At 32.1% G+C, this 18,442-nt stretch carries 13 protein-coding genes and 1 riboswitch; of the genes, 3 read left to right on the top strand and 10 right to left on the bottom strand.

What is annotated here, in order from left to right; translation table 11 throughout:
- Positions 1-93 precede the first annotated feature (93 nt).
- On the bottom strand, positions 94-225 hold the full coding sequence (locus tag K1X16_RS04930; protein ID WP_225035261.1) for a hypothetical protein: 132 nt from the start codon (positions 223-225) through the stop codon (positions 94-96).
- Between the two features lie 363 nt (positions 226-588).
- Between K1X16_RS04930 and K1X16_RS04935 the strand changes: the two genes are divergently transcribed.
- The 3 genes from K1X16_RS04935 (at position 589) to K1X16_RS04945 (ending at position 2,950) form a co-directional block, all read left to right on the top strand.
- Positions 589-1,881, top strand: a complete 1,293-nt coding sequence (locus K1X16_RS04935; protein WP_225035262.1) for a phage integrase SAM-like domain-containing protein — start codon at positions 589-591, stop codon at positions 1,879-1,881.
- A gap of 42 nt (positions 1,882-1,923) precedes the next feature.
- A riboswitch (SAM-I-IV-variant riboswitch) is annotated at positions 1,924-2,020 on the top strand.
- A gap of 40 nt (positions 2,021-2,060) precedes the next feature.
- Complete coding sequence (locus K1X16_RS04940; RefSeq protein ID WP_225035263.1) at positions 2,061-2,483, top strand: hypothetical protein; 423 nt, start codon at positions 2,061-2,063, stop codon at positions 2,481-2,483.
- Between the two features lie 68 nt (positions 2,484-2,551).
- Positions 2,552-2,950, top strand: coding sequence for a hypothetical protein (locus tag K1X16_RS04945; protein ID WP_225035264.1), 399 nt, complete (start codon positions 2,552-2,554; stop codon positions 2,948-2,950).
- 641 nt (positions 2,951-3,591) lie between these two features.
- Here K1X16_RS04945 and K1X16_RS04950 read toward each other — a convergent pair.
- The 9 genes from K1X16_RS04950 to K1X16_RS04990 all read right to left on the bottom strand — a co-directional run bounded on the left by K1X16_RS04950 (position 3,592) and on the right by K1X16_RS04990 (position 18,402).
- Positions 3,592-4,590 carry a multidrug DMT transporter permease gene (locus tag K1X16_RS04950; RefSeq protein ID WP_225035265.1) on the bottom strand — a complete coding sequence of 333 codons (999 nt, stop codon included), beginning with the start codon at positions 4,588-4,590 and terminating at the stop codon, positions 3,592-3,594.
- A gap of 61 nt (positions 4,591-4,651) precedes the next feature.
- Positions 4,652-5,449, bottom strand: coding sequence for a hypothetical protein (locus K1X16_RS04955; protein ID WP_225035266.1), 798 nt, complete (start codon positions 5,447-5,449; stop codon positions 4,652-4,654).
- 33 nt (positions 5,450-5,482) lie between these two features.
- Positions 5,483-7,042, bottom strand: a complete 1,560-nt coding sequence (locus tag K1X16_RS04960; RefSeq protein WP_225035267.1) for an alpha/beta hydrolase — start codon at positions 7,040-7,042, stop codon at positions 5,483-5,485.
- Between the two features lie 9 nt (positions 7,043-7,051).
- The gene (locus K1X16_RS04965) at positions 7,052-8,668 is read right to left on the bottom strand and encodes an alpha/beta hydrolase-fold protein (RefSeq protein ID WP_225035268.1); all 1,617 of its coding nucleotides are present in this window, start codon (positions 8,666-8,668) and stop codon (positions 7,052-7,054) included.
- Positions 8,669-8,693: 25 nt separating this feature from the next.
- The gene (locus K1X16_RS04970) at positions 8,694-10,262 is read right to left on the bottom strand and encodes an ADP-ribosylglycohydrolase family protein (RefSeq protein WP_225035269.1); all 1,569 of its coding nucleotides are present in this window, start codon (positions 10,260-10,262) and stop codon (positions 8,694-8,696) included.
- 12 nt (positions 10,263-10,274) lie between these two features.
- Positions 10,275-11,939 (bottom strand): ADP-ribosylglycohydrolase family protein, encoded by a 1,665-nt coding sequence (locus K1X16_RS04975; protein WP_225035270.1) that lies wholly within the window; start codon positions 11,937-11,939, stop codon positions 10,275-10,277.
- A 12-nt stretch (positions 11,940-11,951) separates the two neighbouring features.
- The gene (locus tag K1X16_RS04980; protein WP_225035271.1) at positions 11,952-13,967 is read right to left on the bottom strand and encodes an ADP-ribosylglycohydrolase family protein; all 2,016 of its coding nucleotides are present in this window, start codon (positions 13,965-13,967) and stop codon (positions 11,952-11,954) included.
- 2 nt (positions 13,968-13,969) lie between these two features.
- Positions 13,970-15,478, bottom strand: coding sequence for a RagB/SusD family nutrient uptake outer membrane protein (locus K1X16_RS04985; RefSeq protein ID WP_225035272.1), 1,509 nt, complete (start codon positions 15,476-15,478; stop codon positions 13,970-13,972).
- A gap of 17 nt (positions 15,479-15,495) precedes the next feature.
- Positions 15,496-18,402 (bottom strand): SusC/RagA family TonB-linked outer membrane protein, encoded by a 2,907-nt coding sequence (locus K1X16_RS04990; RefSeq protein ID WP_225035273.1) that lies wholly within the window; start codon positions 18,400-18,402, stop codon positions 15,496-15,498.
- Between the last annotated feature and the right edge of the window lie 40 nt (positions 18,403-18,442).

Genomic DNA, 18,442 nt, shown 5'->3' on the forward strand with positions numbered 1-18,442 from the left:
AATAAATTCAAGTAATTTTTTTATTATATCACGACTTCCATAATAAATCGGAGCACGTTCTAGAATTTGAGTAGGCACAATATCTTATAGTCTTTACTCACCAACAGTAGCTATACCATTTGCCTGCTCTGTTAAAAACGCCATGGAATTACAGTCTAAAAGTAATCTGAGTTTTCCATCAGTAGCAACAGTACGCTTTGGATATAAATAAAGTTCTGCACCCATTAAAAAAAGCTTTCATATGTCTTTTAATATCAAATGCATTTAAAACTCGTCATTCTAAATTAAAGTCATGGAAAATAAGTTTTACCTGTCCTTTTTTACATATGGATTTTAAATAAAAAAAGTCGAAGATTTCTCTTCGACTTTTCAACTTTTGTACAGGCGGAGAGAGTACAACCTTTAATTTAATCAGACAAAATTAAAACTTAAAAAACACGAAAGCCTTATTATAGTTGACAATATAAACATAATGAATTTACTATTATTTAAACAAATCATATTTAATTAACATAATTGGGGGAATTATTAGGGGAATCATTACATCAAATAAAATATAAAACTATCTTTATAAAAAAAATCAACAGTATGGCAAGCGGTAAGTTTAGAATCAAGACTGACAATGAATGGAACACTATTTATTATAGATTCAAACAAGGAGGTCAATTTGATATAGAATTATCTACGGGAATCCAAACACCTAAAGGCAGATGGAGTCAATCAAAACAAAAAATTCTTGATACCCCAAAAATAAATTTTAAAGATTTTAATTTAAAACTTCAAGAATTAGATACAATAGTTAGAAAAGAATACGAAGATTCTAAGATAAATTCCACAAGTATTGACTCTATGTGGTTAAAAAAAAGAATATCCTCATTTTTTAAAAGAGAAACCAAAAACAAAGAAACTGACAGTAGAGTTTTTTTAACTAATTTCATTGAGGTCTTTATTAAAGAGTCTCATAATAAAAAATCAAGAAACAATACACCAATCTCTAAAAAAACAATTCAACATTATACAACCACACTAAACAAAGTAATCGCACTCGAAAAATATATTAATAAACGAGTTCTATTAAAAGATATAGATATTGAATTTCATTCAAAAATGATAGATTTTTTAGAAACCAAACAACACTTAAATCCAAACACAATAGGTGGTTACATTGATGATATAAAACTTTTCTGTAGAAATGCATCTCGAAAAGGTATTGAAATCCCAAACGACTATAGGTTTCCTGAATTTTACAGCCCAACTAACAAGACAAAAGACATCTACTTAAAAGAGGAAGAGATTAATAAAATATATCATACCAATTTTAATTTAGATTATTTAGAAAACGCTAAAGATTGGTTCATCATTGGTGTAAGAACAGGTTTCCGTATCTCAGACTTCCTCAAACTGACTAAAAAAAATATAGATGGTGGATTTATCGAAAAAACAACAAAGAAAACAGATTTCCCTGTGATTACACCTTTACATGATCAAGTGCAAGCAATTTTAGATAAAAGAAATGGATCTTTCCCTAGAAAAATAAGTGATCAGAAATTTAATGACTATATAAAAATAGTTTGTAAAGAAATAGGTATGACAGAACTAGTTGAAGGTGCTAAAATTTGCCCAATTCAAATAATAGACGAAAATGGTGAGAAGAAAAAAATTCATCGTAAAAAATCTGGTAAATTCCCTAAATACCAATTAGTCACCTCACACGTTTGCAGAAGGTCATTTGCCACTAATCTATACGGAAAAATAGATACGCTTACTATTATGAAAATCACAGGTCACAAAACAGAATCACAATTTTTAGATTATATAAAGATCACACCAAAAGAATATGCAGAAAAACTAAAACAGTATTGGAAGAAAACACAGTTATAACCTACAATCCATTACATATTTTATTAACTTTACCGTAAATAATTCATACATCAAGAATCTTATTTAATAAGATACCAACCGAGACGAGAGTCCACGGTGGTAAAAAGATGTGGACAGTCTGTCAAAATAAAGTGCAACTTCCAAATCTTTTATTGGTGTAATTTTAAAACATTAAAATTATGCAATACAAGAAAATTACAAAATTCGAGAAGCATTATTACAAATATAAATTTAAGCTAAAAGATTTAATCTTCGGAAAGAAACCTCAACATGTAAGTTCAACTCGAATTACTATAAGAAATAACCATATCCTTGATAAGAATTCTGATTATAATACTGTATATAAGGTTTTAAACGGCTTAGGTATTAAAACTGAAGGAAGATCGATTCAGGAAGTTGAGCAGGATATTGATAAGAAAATAATGGAGAGTGTTGCCTTAGCACTGTCTCAGCACGATGATGACACAACAGTGAAACATATTAGTGAAGATTATGTCTCAGTATATGAAAACCGTAATTTAATGATGCTGAAGTATCATATCAACGTTTTAAAAAGTTGGACTATAAACCAACCTACCGATCAACCAATAATTAAATTTTAATTAATCTATAACTATTATTCTGTGACCCAACTAATACTGTCAAGAATATAAAGATTTAAAACATCAACATGAAAATAAATCAAGTAACTGTTCCGAGTTATACAGCAGAATTGACAATAGGTTTAAATAAAGGGTATTCTGAGGAAGCTTGGAAAGTATCCGAACTTAAGGCTAAGCTAATAAGAGCTCAGCAGAAGTTAAAAGTAATGAACGACCAAATTTTATTAAGCACTAAGGTTACACTATGTGATATCGTTTTTATAGGTCAAGATGAACCTTCGGCTACATTAGGCTTTATCAATTATCCTAAATTTCCAATAGAGCACGAATTATTTAAAAAGGGCGTCATTTATATCGCTAAAGAACTCATGTTTGATCTAAATCAAAATAGAATTGTAATCGTCTTTAAGGATAAAACGATAATGTTAGAAGTTAACAGTGCAATTGATGACAAAATTAAATTGTAATCCAATATGCAATCTTTTTTCCAAAATTGACCTACTATAATCCTTTTTCTTTGATAGGATTAATTCGCATCAACTGTTCTGTTAATTTTAATAAAAACAATCCTCTAAAAATTATAAAATATACACTAAATTTAATTCATAAAAACTAAGTGAGTAATAGAAATACTCAAGACTTCAAGATCTCTAGCTTAACAATATATCACTAAGAAACATTATTTCCCTAGCACCAATAGAGTTGGAAATCAACGTAGACAAACGATAAGGATTTTGAAATAAACTTAAGATATAAGTTTAAACAGGGTTACAATTTGGAATAATCTTATCCTTTAAAGGATTCGTATTTTAATGTAATTTAGAACACGAATTGATTAAATATTCAAAACAGACTTGTTTACAATGCTGAGCTAGCATTAGACAAATAAACTCTTCCCCCTTAGCTTTTATTATTTAGAATTATGTTGATATTGGAAAAGCAGAAAACTTTAAAAAGATATTTCAAACAAAACTAACACAGCGGTTTAATTACACTCAAAATTAATCAAACCTTTTAAAATACTATATATAAATTCCCTGCTTTATTTCTAATTTAACAAACCTATAAATACGACTTACATACTTATAACCTTTTAAAAGTCATAGCATTAAGTATCTTTCGCCATTATTATTAACGAAAGTCCAACAATAAATAACAAAAACATTAGCCCAATTAATTTATTAGTACCCGTAGGCGCTTCTTTAAATTCTTTCCATATAAAAATCCCCCAAATTGCAGCTACCATTGTAGCACCTTGACCTAACCCATACGAAATTGCAAATCCAGCTTCACCTGCAGCAATCATATTTAAGATAAATCCTAAACACCAAATTGCTCCACCTAAAACCCCAATTAAGTGAAGTTTTGGAGTGCCTAACTTAAAGTAATCTTTGTAAGTGACCTTGTCTCCACTTATAGGTTTATACATAAAAAATGTATTAAACACAAAATTAGAAATTAATATCCCTATTGAAAATATAAATACAGCTGTATATGGTGTTAAAAGTCCTGCAGTTGGACTTGAAAAATCAACTGACATTGAAGCAGCAACAAATCTATAGAAGAACCCCATAAGCACACCTGCAGCTAAAGAAATAACAATACCCTTTGTTGTTGCCACACCCTTAGAAATTCTCTTATAAATTAAAGCATCCAAAATAATTGCTAAAGTAACGAGTCCAACCCCTATAAATAACAATAAAGGATCTCCTAAAGGTGTTGCAACATAATTAACTATCACACCCAAAACCAATGCAATCCCAATACCTATCGGAAATGCAATAGCCATCCCTGCAATCTCAATAGCTGCAACTAACAGTAAGTTTGCTATATTAAATATCACCCCTCCTAAAAAAGCATAAAAAATTGCATTTATAGAGGCGTCACCTAGATTTGGTAGAAACGACTGTCCGACTTCCCCATTACTTCCTAAGGTCAACCCAAACACTAATGACAACAGCACAACTCCAAGTGTATAGTCCCAATAAAAAAGTGGAAAACCCCATTTTTTCGAAGCTAACTTTTGTGTGTTAGCCCAAGAGCCCCAACACAACATTGTAATAACACATAGAAAAACAGCTAAAAAATAATTATCTATAATAAACATGACTCATCTTTTAAGATTAATAAAACTCTTATTTAAATTAATTTGAATAGTGATTATAAAATTAATTTTCGTAATAAGTATATGACCAAGATTCTGTAAAACCCCCACCACTACTTGTTCCGTTTTTAACTTGAGTCGCTACTCTATTTTCTTCATCGAAAGTATAATCAAAGGTGGCCCCATAATTTGAATCTGGATCAGATGCTAAAATTCTAGTATAGTTACTTACCAATTTTTTACTTTGAACCCCAAACAACCCACCTAATGTCTTCCATTGAGAATCAACAGTAAATGTTTGATGTATCGAGCTAGGGTTTGATGCAATAGTAAAATCAAAAACTCTATCCTCTCTTAAAGTCACACCATCATCCTCGTACCTGACTCTGTTAGTAATGTTACCATCTTCTATCACATTTTTGTATTTTAAATGATCAGCACCATCATAATGCTCTATCACTTCACTGAGAAAACCTTCACTGTCATATACAAAACGAGCATACGCTGTTCCTGACTCATTCCAAAACTCTTTACTAATACGCCCTTCCTCATCAAGACTATAATTGGTTATGTTTCCTGCTTTATTTATAACTAATTCTCCTGACTGTGAGTAATCATAAGTTATCAGTTCAGGATCACCACCTTCCCATGAGTTTGCTATACTTATAACCCGACCACTTTCATCATAAACAAATTCCCAACTCTCAACCCCATAGCCTCCATCGAAGGTTATACTTTTTATTTGAGAATCTGGAATCACGGGAAGCAACGAGTCGCCTCCAATATCATTTGTACAAGATGACAATAAAACCACCACAAACAAAGCAGCAATTAAATTTAATTTTTCTATTGATTTTTTCATAATTTATAATTTAAAAAGTTAGTTTTTCTTTAATTAATAATGAATTTTCTTTTGACTAAAATCCAAGATTTCTGAAAGTTCATTTAAGAACCAATCAGCCCCTCCTTTCCCTTCACCTACTCTATATTCATGATATATTTTTCTTTCTTTTAATAATATATGTGATTCACCATTAGACCTGTAATTTTCACTTTTATCAGTTGTCAAAATATACAACCATGTACGCTCTAAAGAGTTAAGCTGCCTTTGATTAAGAGATTTAAAAATTTCAATATCAATAGGAGCATCATAAATAGCACATGATGTGAATTCAGTACTGACTAGCACTTTCTCCAATGCTTTTAGCCCCTCTTCCTTGTAACCTATTACGGACTGGAATCGTCGCCCATCTCTAACACGATATTTACTCTTGACTGTTGATATAATAGAATCAAAAGGAGTTTTTAAATCCGTAAAAACAGAAATATTGGGAGGAAATTTATTTGACTTAATTTGACTACTCAAAATGTCCAAAATAGACGCTTTGGTTGAATCATTAAATTTCCCTATAAAATAAATTATTGGATAATTTCGGGTAGATGTTGTATAGTCTTTTGGTAGCAAAACATCATAACCAGTTTCATTTACTAAATTTTGACTTATTTCAATTTCATTAAGAGAGCAATTGTTATCATTTTTTTCATCACCTCTATAAGGCTTTTCATTAAATGCATCATCAATAAAATTCATTCCGTTTATCAACGACTCTCGCCAATATTCAAAAGTATGCCCACCATTTCTCACTCTAAATTCGTGTTTAAAATTTAAATCTCTTAGAAGCATATGCAACTCTTCATTACTCTTACTTAAAGTCTGTTCATCATCACCGTTATCTATAAATATTTTTAAATCTATGTATTCGTTCAAGTTATCTTTTTTCAACAAATGAAAAGGTGAATTATCCTTATAATATTGAGTTATTCGATCTTTCCCATACAAACCCATACCTCCAAAAAGTCTTCCCCATTGCTCATCCCATTCTTCAGCGTCTTCTGTCATATATTGATCATCAGTTCGAATAGAAATACTTAAGGGTACACAAATTGAAAACACCTCAGGATGTTTTAAAGGAAGTATCAAAGCCCCAAAACCACCCATAGAAAATCCTAACGTTGCTCTATTTTTGTTATTAGGAATAGTTCTATAATTAGAATCGATAAAAGGGACCAATTCATTTATAAACATATCTTGATACAAAAATTCTCCATAATAGTCGTTTACATAATATGTTCTATAACCTTCCGGCATCACATAAATCATTGGCTGAATTTTATTTTGTGTCATAGCAGTTTCAATATACTGACTTAGCCTACCATATTCCAACCAAGAATTATTAGTTCCACCTAGTCCATGTAAAAGATAGACAACTGGATATTTTTTTTCACTTTTAAAATAATCTTCAGGGAGTATAATTGAGTATTTAACAGATTGATTTAGTACAGTACTTTCTATATACTTATCTTCATATGTTATAACCATATCTTGAGCTATACCTAACTGAGATTGTAAGACAAACAAAAAGACTACTGAAAAAATTCTTAATGATGATTTCATATTTATATGTTATAATTTTTCATTCAAAATTGAAAGAGAATTTTCCAATCCACTAAGAAAAAACTGATATATTTCTTGGCCTTGCCTCACTCTATATTCATAGTTTATATTTTGCTCCCTGATAGCTGAATACAAATCATGATACCCATTATATTCTTCACTATCGTCAGCTATATCAAGATAATAAAACACTCCTGAAACTGGTGATATAGCATTACCCGTTAATTGCGCTTCAAATAAAAAACACGAGTTAAAAAATTCTGGTTCATCATTAATGATTTGAGCAGCCTTTAAACCTCCTAAAACATTACCTATTAACAACCTTTCTTCTTTTATTGGTAATGTTCGAAAATTAGCATCCATATAAGTAATAATCTCTTGTATATTATCAGAATTCAAATCATTTTCAAATGGTATTTCTACAATAATTACTTCTGGAATACTTTGATTAGCCATTGCATTGTAAAGTAAAGATAATGCTGATAACTCATCAACTGAAAGTTGATCATTGTGGTCATGAATAAAATACAAAACTGGAAAATTAGTAGTTTCTAAATTGTCATAGTTCAAATTTTTTAATACATTAAATGATACCCCATTTACCATTTCAACCTGGTAATCAGAATGATTAATTGATTCTCCAATTGATATTTGACTAGGCTGTGGATTATACTCGACCCCTAAGAAAGCATCACTAATAAACTTTAAAGCTTCAGGGTAGGATTGTTTCCAATAGTTAAAGGAATGACCTCCACTTCTCACACGATATTCGTGTGGTATACTCAAATCTCTTAATACAGTATGCAACTTGTCATTGGTAACTGAAAGCGATTCTTCATCATCACCACAATCAATAAATAATTTTAAATTATGAAAATTACTCTCTTCTTGATCCTCAAAAAAATGAAAAGGGCTATAACTTCTAAAATAATCTGTAATTCGACTTTGACCACTTGCACCTATTCCCCCAAATATTGGACTCCACTGATAGTCATAGACGCTTTGAGGTTCTGCAAGATATTGAGCATCTGTCCTAAACGACATACTTAAAGGAACACCTACTGAAAACACATCAGGATTTAAGGCAGGAAGAATTAATGCTCCATAACCACCCATAGAATACCCCATTGCTGCTCTAAAATCACTACTACTTTTAGTTCTAAATAAATCATCTATTTCCGAAACCATCTCCTCAGATAGCATATCCATATAAGGATACATACCATTATATCTATTAGCGTAATAGGTGTTATATGCGTTAGGCATAACAAAAATCATAGGAGTTATCTCTGCACTATATTGATCAGAATAATATTGTATCATTCCGTTTGTATACCATGCATCCTCATTATCTCCAAAACCATGAAACAAATACGTAACAGGATACTCTTCAGTAGATGTTTCGTATCCTTCTGGGAGTAACACAGCATATTCAACCTCTTCGCCTAATAAGGAACTATAAAATTTTTGATTAGTCAATAATCGTGAAAAAGGTGGGTCTTCCTCTTCAGGAAAAGGATTTTGTTCGGAAACCGTAGTTTCGCTCGAACAACTAATAACACACAAACACAATATGAAGTAATAAAATATTTTATTACCATAACTTCTGAATTCTATAGTAAACATAATGAATATTAGTGTTTAATTAAGTTCAAATACTTGGATTGTCACTGTAAATAACTATTGATTTCATATAAATACTAAAATCAGGGTTTTTATTTACCCATTTAATTTCTACATTATGATCCTTATTTTCCAACAAGTACTTATGAAAAATATCATATTTACGAACAATATAATCGTATGGCATTTTCACCTGCTCTACCTTTTCACCATCAATATAAACATCTAAAAGAGCTACATAATCACTTGTTGGTTCGCTACAAATACTATTTACATTTCCTAACACTACTATGCCATTCCCTGTAAAATCAATATTAATATTTTCATCAGTATAATGCTGTCTTAGATAACGTTCTTCAGAAGGAAAAAGTCCTGTAAAAGACTCCTCAAATCTAACTGTTTCAGGGTCCTGAATTTTTACTTTTATACTTTCGTCATTAATTTCACCTCCATTTTCAACAATTAGCTGAAGACTATGCTTCATAGTTAAATCATAAACGTCATTTAAAGTTATATCCATATAGGGAAAATTGATGTCTTCAACTTCTTCAATAGCAGGCTTCCAGTAATCAGGTATATTTTCATAACCATACATTACTCCTAAAATCCCAGCAGCTGTGGCAGGATTACAGTCTGAATCTTGCCCACATCGAGTAGATATATCCATTGTTTCAAAAAAATCACCTTGACCATATAATAATCCAACAATCACATATGCTGCATTTACTCTAGCGTCTATATTAAATGAATTATAAACTCCTTCTGGGCACCCTTTTTCTGAGGTATGCTTTTTTTCTATCTCAAACCATGTTTGTTTCCAATCATCAGGATATTGCTTATGCCATTTTATAACATCGGCAATTGTTTGATGAAAAAGGCTTTGTTCGGGAATTACATTTAAAGCTTCACTAATTATATAATCAAGATCATCAGACGTATATGCAAGTGTATACATAGCAGCAACAAAAACTCCACCATACCATCCGTCACCATAATTCATGATATGGCCTATTTCATCACAGTACTTCGTTGATGTATTCGTCATTCCAGGAGCCATCAAACCTGCAAAATCAGCTTCAATTTGAAAATCTATATCATCTGCGTGTGGATTATTCATCCAATGACCAGATTCGGGAGGCATTATACCGTTTAATATATTATATCGTGCCGCCTGGTTAGCATGCCATAATTTGTAATCTTCATTTGCAAACTCTAAAGCAAAATCTTCAACAGGAGCATTTAAGCCTACTTTTTCTAAAATATTCACAAAAGTAAGATCAAGATATACATCATCATACAGACCAGGATCTGCTTCATAAGTTTCTTTAATATAATGATCATGCCAAACTATCTTTTGATAATCTTGAATCATGGTCCCTTTAAACCTAAACTCTGTAGGACCACCAAAGGTTACACCTATTGTTTGTCCTGCCCATCCACCTCTAATCTTATCTTTTAACTCTTTTTTTGTAAAGACTTTATATTCCTCTTTTGGGATTTTCGACATTGATTCTTGAGAGTTAGATCTATTACAACTACTGACAATAAGACCAACAACGGATATGAATAAAATATATTTTAAACTTTTAACTACCATAATGTTCTAATTTTATTTAGGCAAATTACTTACCGGTTTATTTTCAGAATATACAATTAAATCATTAATTCTATATTCATATTCTGGTTCATGGTTTATCCATTTTAGCTTTATCGTATGTTTACCCTCTGGTAAATTATATTTCCAAGCTGGCTCTAACCTTCTAGATGAATTTTTCATTGGTAACTTTACGGTTTCCTCTAATTTATCATCAATATAAACCTCCATCAAAGCGACATAAGGATCATCTGGCTCTGCTAATCCAAAAGATTCAGAACCATAGGTTCGCTTAGACACCCTGTCTATATATTTAATATCAACCATAGAACGCTTGGCCATATTACCATAAAATAAAAATCCATTGCCTGTGAATTCAAAATTCATTTCATCTGTAAAAGATTCATCTATCTTATTTCTTTCAATCGGATAGGAGTTTTCAAAATTTTGTTCATATGCTACAGCAACAGGTTCTTTTACTGGAATTGTTAATGGGTTTTCATCAATATTACCACCTTCTGCTGTAATAACTTGTAAAGCATGTTTCATACTCAATTCATATGCTTTGCTAAGTGACATGTCAGTATTCTCAAAATTATCATTTTCTATTTCTTGAAGTGGCTTCAACCAAAATTCAGGAATATTATCATAACCTTTCATAACACCTAAAACACCACCTACAGTCGCAGGGTTACAATCTGCATCCTGCCCACAACGAGCTGCAATATCAACCGATTTGGAAAAATCAGAATCTCCATATAACAACCCTATGGTTACATAAGCAGAGTTAATTTTAGCTTCAATATTAAAACCCAAAAACACTCCCTTAGGACAACCAACATCATTGTTCCATTTTTTTTGAAGCTCAAACCAAGTTTGTTTCCAGTCATCAGGATATTCGTTTTTCCACCTGATAACATCACTAATACATTCATGAAATTGGGTTCCTTCTGGAATGGTTTTAATTGCGTTTTTAACAATCTGAGTTGGGTTATCGGAAATGAAAGCCGATGAATACAATGCAGACACATAAACTCCACCATACCATCCATCGCCACTATTCATAACATGACCTACTCGATCTGCAATTTCGGTTGCTTGATTTACCATTCCTGGTGCCATTAGACCAATAAAATCAGCCTCAATTTGAAAATCAATATCGTCAGCATGCGGGTTATTTTTCCAATGACCAGAAGCAGGTGGCATTATTCCGTTTAATATATTATATCTTGAAGCTTGGTTAGCATGAGCTAAGTGATAAGCTGTGTTCGCCCAATGTCCAGCGATATCTTTTGAATTGGCGTTTATACCAAACTTTTCAAAAGCTTCTACAAAATTCAAATCAGTATAAACATCATCAAACAACCCTGGTTTTTTATCCCACCAATATTTCACGTAATGTTCGTGCCAAGGTATGATCTGATTATCATCAATCAGAGAGCCATTGTACTTAAACTCCACTGGTGCTCCATAAACTACACCAATGGTTTGACCTGCCCATCCCCCTTTAATTTTACTTTGTAGTTCTTCTTTAGAAATCACAAGAGATTCCTTTATTGCTGTTGCTTTTATATCATCATTTGAATTTGATACTTCAGAAGTTTTATCATTACACGATAGAACACCTAAAGCTAAAACAATTAATAATCCTTTTGAAAAGTTCTGTTTAATTAAATTCATATCTATTTTTATTTATTTGTTTTGTGAATTATGAACACTTAATTCACTAATTGAGGTAAAACTTGAAACATTTTCTGTATAGTCATTCCAGTGATCTTGTACAACCGCATCTCCAATAATTCGAATGGCATCTGTAGCTACAGATTGAAAAGTAAAAATGTATTCTACAAAATGTGGCTGAAAGAAAATAATATCTGTTTCTGGTAATTTTGGGTGTATATTTTGCTTTTGAACAGCTACCCATTTACCCTGATCATTTTTGTATTGTACATTCAAAGATGTAAACCACCCTCCAAATTCTTCCATACCGCCAGTATTGAAAACAACCATATCTATAGTTTGAGTTTCATTCCACTCAAAACCATAATAATCAACTTTAGGTATTTTTGATTTAGCAGCAATACTATAAAAAACTGAATTAACCCCGTTAAATACACCGTCATTTAAAACAGAAGGTGTTTTAGCGTACATAGAATTACCAAAAGTTGTCCAACATGAATCTAACACAGCCTCGTTTAGAATATTAACATTAGAAATAATACTGTCCGCTTTCCTAGCCAAGTTTACATTTTTAACTATCAAGTCAAACGATTTTGTTAATGTTTTTTTTCCATTATCTAACTTTATTTTTATAGGAAAATTCCCAAAAGTAGTTGGTACACCCTCGAGCATTCCTTTATTAAAATTCACACCTGAAGGAAGCTCTCCTTCAACCAATGACCAGTTATAATCTTTATTAGCATCACTATAGAAAGTAAAATCTACTGGTTGGTTCACTTCCATTTTTGCAGGAGGCCCAACATAAAATTCTAATGGAGCACTAAACTTTGCATTTGTATTAATACTAACTATTTTCGAATTACCTTTTTTAGAAACCGAACCACCTTTATCTTTGATTACTTTTAGTGCAATTTCCAAGGTTCTATCAATGATATCATTGATACTTGCATCCGGTAATTCATGGCGTGTAATATTAATATAAGTGTCGTTAAAAGGTTTATCCCAACCTTCTATTGGAAGATATAAATCACTCGGCAGTCCTTCAAGACCAGAAATCACACCTAATATTCCAGCCACTGTAGCTGCTTGATTATCAGCATCAAAACCCATTGCACAAGATAAATCGAGCGTCCTTTGAAAGTCACCTTCTCCATAAAGCATAGCTAGAATTCCACATGCTCCATTAAGATTGGCATTCCAAATCGTTTTTGTTAAATTTGGTTCATTAATATAGTATTTTAATGCCATTTCTTCCCATGCACTTTGCCATCTGTCAGGATGTTTTTCGTGAAGCGCAATCATGTCACGTACAGTCTGAGCATAACGACCATTTTCTGGTAAGGCATCTAATCCTATTTGAATTAACTTATTAATGTCTTTTTCAAAAAAAGCAGCAGAATACATTGCTCCATAATGTATAGTTGGCTCTGTTCCCCACTCATCACTAGTCACTCGAGCTGCCCAATTGGATTTCTGAGCAGCATAATCAATCATACCAGGAGCTGTATATGCCCAAATCTCATTAATTAACTGAGGGTCAATTTGAAACCAATGGGGATTAATATCTTTATCTCCAGTAAATGGTGGTGTGTAGCCATAATGCATTAAACCTAGTGTCGCTCTATTAGCTAACCAAACACGGTCTCGTATATGAAACATCCATGCCTCTCGCATTTGTTCATAAGTTGGTTCTACTCCATACTTTTCCATATTTAATAAATACATATATTCTACATCTGTATCATCATCTGAAAATGCTCCATTATATTTCTTAAGTTTATCCAAGTTTTTTGAATAACCATAAGGCCAATCCTCCTTCCCAGGTGCATCAACATATTTATTTTCGTGAGGCAAACCATAAATATTACCTATCATTTGCCCTATCCAAGCTCCTGCTATTTTATCCCTCAATTCATTAACTGATATTGTTTTATATTCAGTAGGCGGATCAGACTCATAATCATTACTAGCACTAATAAATAATATTCCTGTGAAAAAACACATATATGTTAAAATTTGCTTTTTCATAATTAATCTGGATTTTGAGTTAGATTAGGGTTTGTGTTTAAAGCGGTCAATGGAATAGGAAATAACTTTTTATTTGGCCCTGACTGTGGTTTCTCCCACCATGCATTACCATAAACACCAAAACGAATTAAATCTTGCCTTCTTCTTCCTTCCCACGCGAATTCTCTTCCAAATTCATCAAGCAATTCTGAATCAGATAAATCACCTATATCATAAGGCAATAAGCCCGCTCTAGTTCTAATCTTATTTAGCTCTGGATCTCCAATAAACTCTCCTGCTCTTCCTAGTCTATAGAGCGCTTCTAATTTCATATATAGAACATCTGCATATCTAAAAAGTACAAAATCATTTTCCATGTCAGCACCATAAGTTATATCTTCTTGATATTCATATTTCGCAATTCTTGCACCCTCCCATTTTCCTCGAGCATTATAATCTGCAATCGTAGGTGTATATATAAACGGCTCACCTCCTTCTACTATCGGGTTTCCACCAGTGTCATATTGCTGACCAAACAAAAATGAGTTTCTTCTTAAATCATTTTCAGAATACTTAGCAAAGAAGTCTGGTTGTACAACAAACCCATCCCACGGGTCAGCAATCATATCAAAAGTTGCCTTACTTGATGGATTTAAAGTAAGGTACCCCCAATAAAACCCATCACCTGTCAGACTTGGGTGAAACGGAACAACAAAAATATTCTCTGAAGAGTTTTCGTTATGGACTAAGAAATTAGAAAAATAATTATTCTCTATTGAATAAGCTCCTAGATCTATTACCTGATCGCAAGCTAATACAGCTTCATTATATTTATTTTCGCCAATCCACTCCTCTGCATTCAAATACATTTTCGCTAAAAGGGTATATGCCATACCTTGAGTCACTCTACCATAATATTCATCTGTTGGCATTTCCTGCAAAGCATTAACATTTTCATTAATTTCAGTTACAATAAAATCAAAAATAAACTCACGGTTTTGTTGTTGAGGAATTTCTGTATCTGTAAAATCAACTGAGAATGGTACATTCCCCCAATAATCTATAGCCCAGTAATAATAATATGCTCTTAGAATTTTAATCTCTGCAGTTATCCTTTCTTTATTTTCAAATTGAATAGGCTCAATAACAGACAGAATCTCGTTACACGCACTAACTCCCTCAAATACAAGATTCCAAGCTCTCGTTAAAATTTTATTATTAGCAGTAGAACTATTCAAAGTGTGTTTCTGAATTACTTCCCATCGACCTTCTTCATACCAATCTCCATTATCTTTTGCAGGAATAACTAACTCATCAGAAGCATTTTGTCCTAAAGACCACAAAAGCTGTTCGCCAGGATAAAGTTGCAATTGAGAATAAGCTCTACCTGTGTAAGCTATTAAGTCACTTTCACTGTTAAAGAAACTATCAGCTTCTATTTCTGAGTACACTGTTTCAGATAAGTCCGTGCAAGAAAACATCATACACGTTAGAAACAATGGTAATGCGGTTTTAAAAAAATACGTTTTCATAATAGTTTTTTTTTTAATTAAAATTTTACATTTAATCCAAAAGACACGGATGTTGTTCTTGGATAATACGACAGTGCATCTATACCAGGTTCTATACCCCCTAAATTCACTTCAGGGTCAATACCATTATACTTTGTTATAGTAAAAACATTCTGAACTGACCCGAAAGCATTCAAACCTGAAATTAATTTAGATTTAATTTTAAAGTCATGGCTTAAAGTAATATTATCTAATTTTAAGAATGATGCATCCTCTATATACTTTGAAGAATATTTAATGTTATCGGTAAATTCAGGATTTTCATATTGTGAATGAGCGACATTTCTTAATCCAATACCACTCCATGATTCATAATAAAGTCGATATGAATTTAAAACATCACCACCAATTCCCGCACGCATCGCAAGATTTAAGTTCCAACTTTTATAAGTAAAAGAGTTACTCCAACCAAGTATTGCATCTGGATTAGCATTTCCAATTTTTTCCCAATCACTCTTATCAACTTCACCTAGAGGATTTTGATTCTTAAATACATCAACTCCATCTTCATTAACACCTAACCATACTGGCCCATAAAAAGACCCAAGTTCTTCTCCTTCTTCAATACGTTGCGTAAAAACTCCTACAGCACCACCTACAAAGCCACGTTCATATGAAGTTTGTGTAAATTCTGAATTTGAAATTTTATCTAAAACATTCTTATTATGACTTGCCGTAAATGTTGTATTCCATTTAAAATCTGAATTATTAACTATTAATGCATTTAATGTAACCTCAAATCCTGTATTACTAATTGTCCCAACATTAGTAAACAATTGATTAAACAAATAAGGTGGCACCGGTACTTCAAAATTCCATAAGAGATCTTCAGTCTTACGCTTATAGTATTCTAGACTCCCACTAAACCTTTGATTAAACATAGAGAAATCTATACCTACATTATATTCCTTTTTCTTTTCCCATCTTAAATCTGGATTGGGATTTTGCCCAGGACCATATGAATTAATCCAATCTTGGTTGTAAAATAAACTTCCTACTCTATTTAATAAAATCAGAGATTGATAAGGAGAAAAATCTTGATTTCCAGTTACACCATATCCTACACGAAATTTTAGATTATCTACCCATTCCACATCTTTTAGAAATTGTTCTTCATTAATTCTCCAACCTACGCTGATTGCAGGAAACATTCCCCATTTATTATTATCTCCAAATTTAGAAGACCCTTCCCTTCTCATTGAAGCAGACAATAAATATTTTTCCTTATAATTATAAGTTGCTCTACCAAAAAACGCAATTAACCTACTTTCCCCTTTATACGACCCCATATATGCATTGCCTTCAGACAATCCTAAACCAGCTCCAATATTATTATATAAAAAGGTATCAGAATCAAACCTCGTATTACCTAAATACGAACTATTATACTCATTCTGTTGAAACGAATAACCACCAATAAAACCCAAATTATGATCACCAATTTTTTTATCAAATTTCAAAACACTTTCAAATTGTATATCTCTACTTCTACCATTCGAAATTTCAGCCTCACCACCCACACCAAGAGCTGACGGGTAATAATTAGACTTATAAGAATTATCCTCCCATTCAGATGTTTGCTCAGATATGAAATTATCCCATGTTAAAAATTCCGCAAGTTTAGTTGTAACTCTAAGGTTTGCCATTATATCATTAGTCACCCCCTCTCTAGTTCTTTCGTTTAAAAGCGCTACTGGGTTATAATAATCCAATCCTGAAACAAATGAATACCCACCAGCTTCAGTGTTACTTTCATCATATACAGGCTGTGTTGGGTTTTGAATAAAAGCTTGCCTAAAAATATCATAACTTACAGGTTTATAACTTCTACTACCCCTTGTTAAATTAAAACTTACTTTAATTACATCATCAAAAAAGCTTTGATTAATATTTGTCTTTATTAATAATCGCTTAGATTCATTACGTAGCATTAAACCTTCGCTTTTATTAAGTGTAATAGATGAATTATGAGAGAAATTTGAATCACCCCCTGAGAATGAAAATGAATTTTGTGAACTTATAGGCATTGATCTTGTAATCTCATCAAACCAATCCGTTTTACTTCCGTACAAACTTCCCGTTCTTGAAGGCTGGTATGTGTTAATAGCATCTACAAATTCATCTGCTGATAAATTCTCAACCATTTGTGGAGAAACTTGTACAGACACTTGGGACGAAAAACCAAAAGTACCTTTACCACGCTCACCTTGCTTAGTTGTAATTATAATAACACCATTTGTACCTCTTGTTCCATATATAGCTGCAGCAGAACCATCCTTCAAAATATCAAAAGACTCAACATCTTGAAAGTTAATGTTTTTTAGATCTGCCCCTATTACACCATCTATTATTATCAGTGGCTGTTGTCCCGATGTCAAAGTATTTGCACCTCTTAGTAAGATTTGATAACCCGACAATGGATCAGCACCATTAGGCTGAGTAATAGACAAACCTGCAACTTTACCTTGAATTAACCCTACTGGATCACTATAAAGCCCTTGATTAAAATCATCTGACTTTATAGAAGTTACAGCTCCTGTATTCTCCTTTTTTGTTGATTGACCATAGCCTATCAACACTACTTCATCTAAACCTTCTAGGGATTCTTGAAGAACAATATTGATAATCGGGTTATCAGAACTCGCTATCACTTCTTGTGTGATATAGCCTATATATGAAAAAATAATAGTAGCCTGTGAAGGCACTGATAAATTATAGTTTCCATCAAAATCAGAAAGCGTTCCGATTTGTGAATTTTTAACGTAAATATTCACGCCTGTAAGTGGCATACCATTTTCATCTTGAACCTGACCACTAACATTAATGTCTTGAGAGAATAAATTATTCGAAGTAAAACAGAATATTAATATGACTATTAATTTCATAATACTTTCCGATTTAAAGATAAGTTTAGTTATCATATGT

It is taken from the genome of Winogradskyella sp. SM1960, assembly GCF_020179375.1.
In the GTDB taxonomy this organism is placed as follows: Bacteria; Bacteroidota; Bacteroidia; order Flavobacteriales; family Flavobacteriaceae; genus Winogradskyella; species Winogradskyella marina.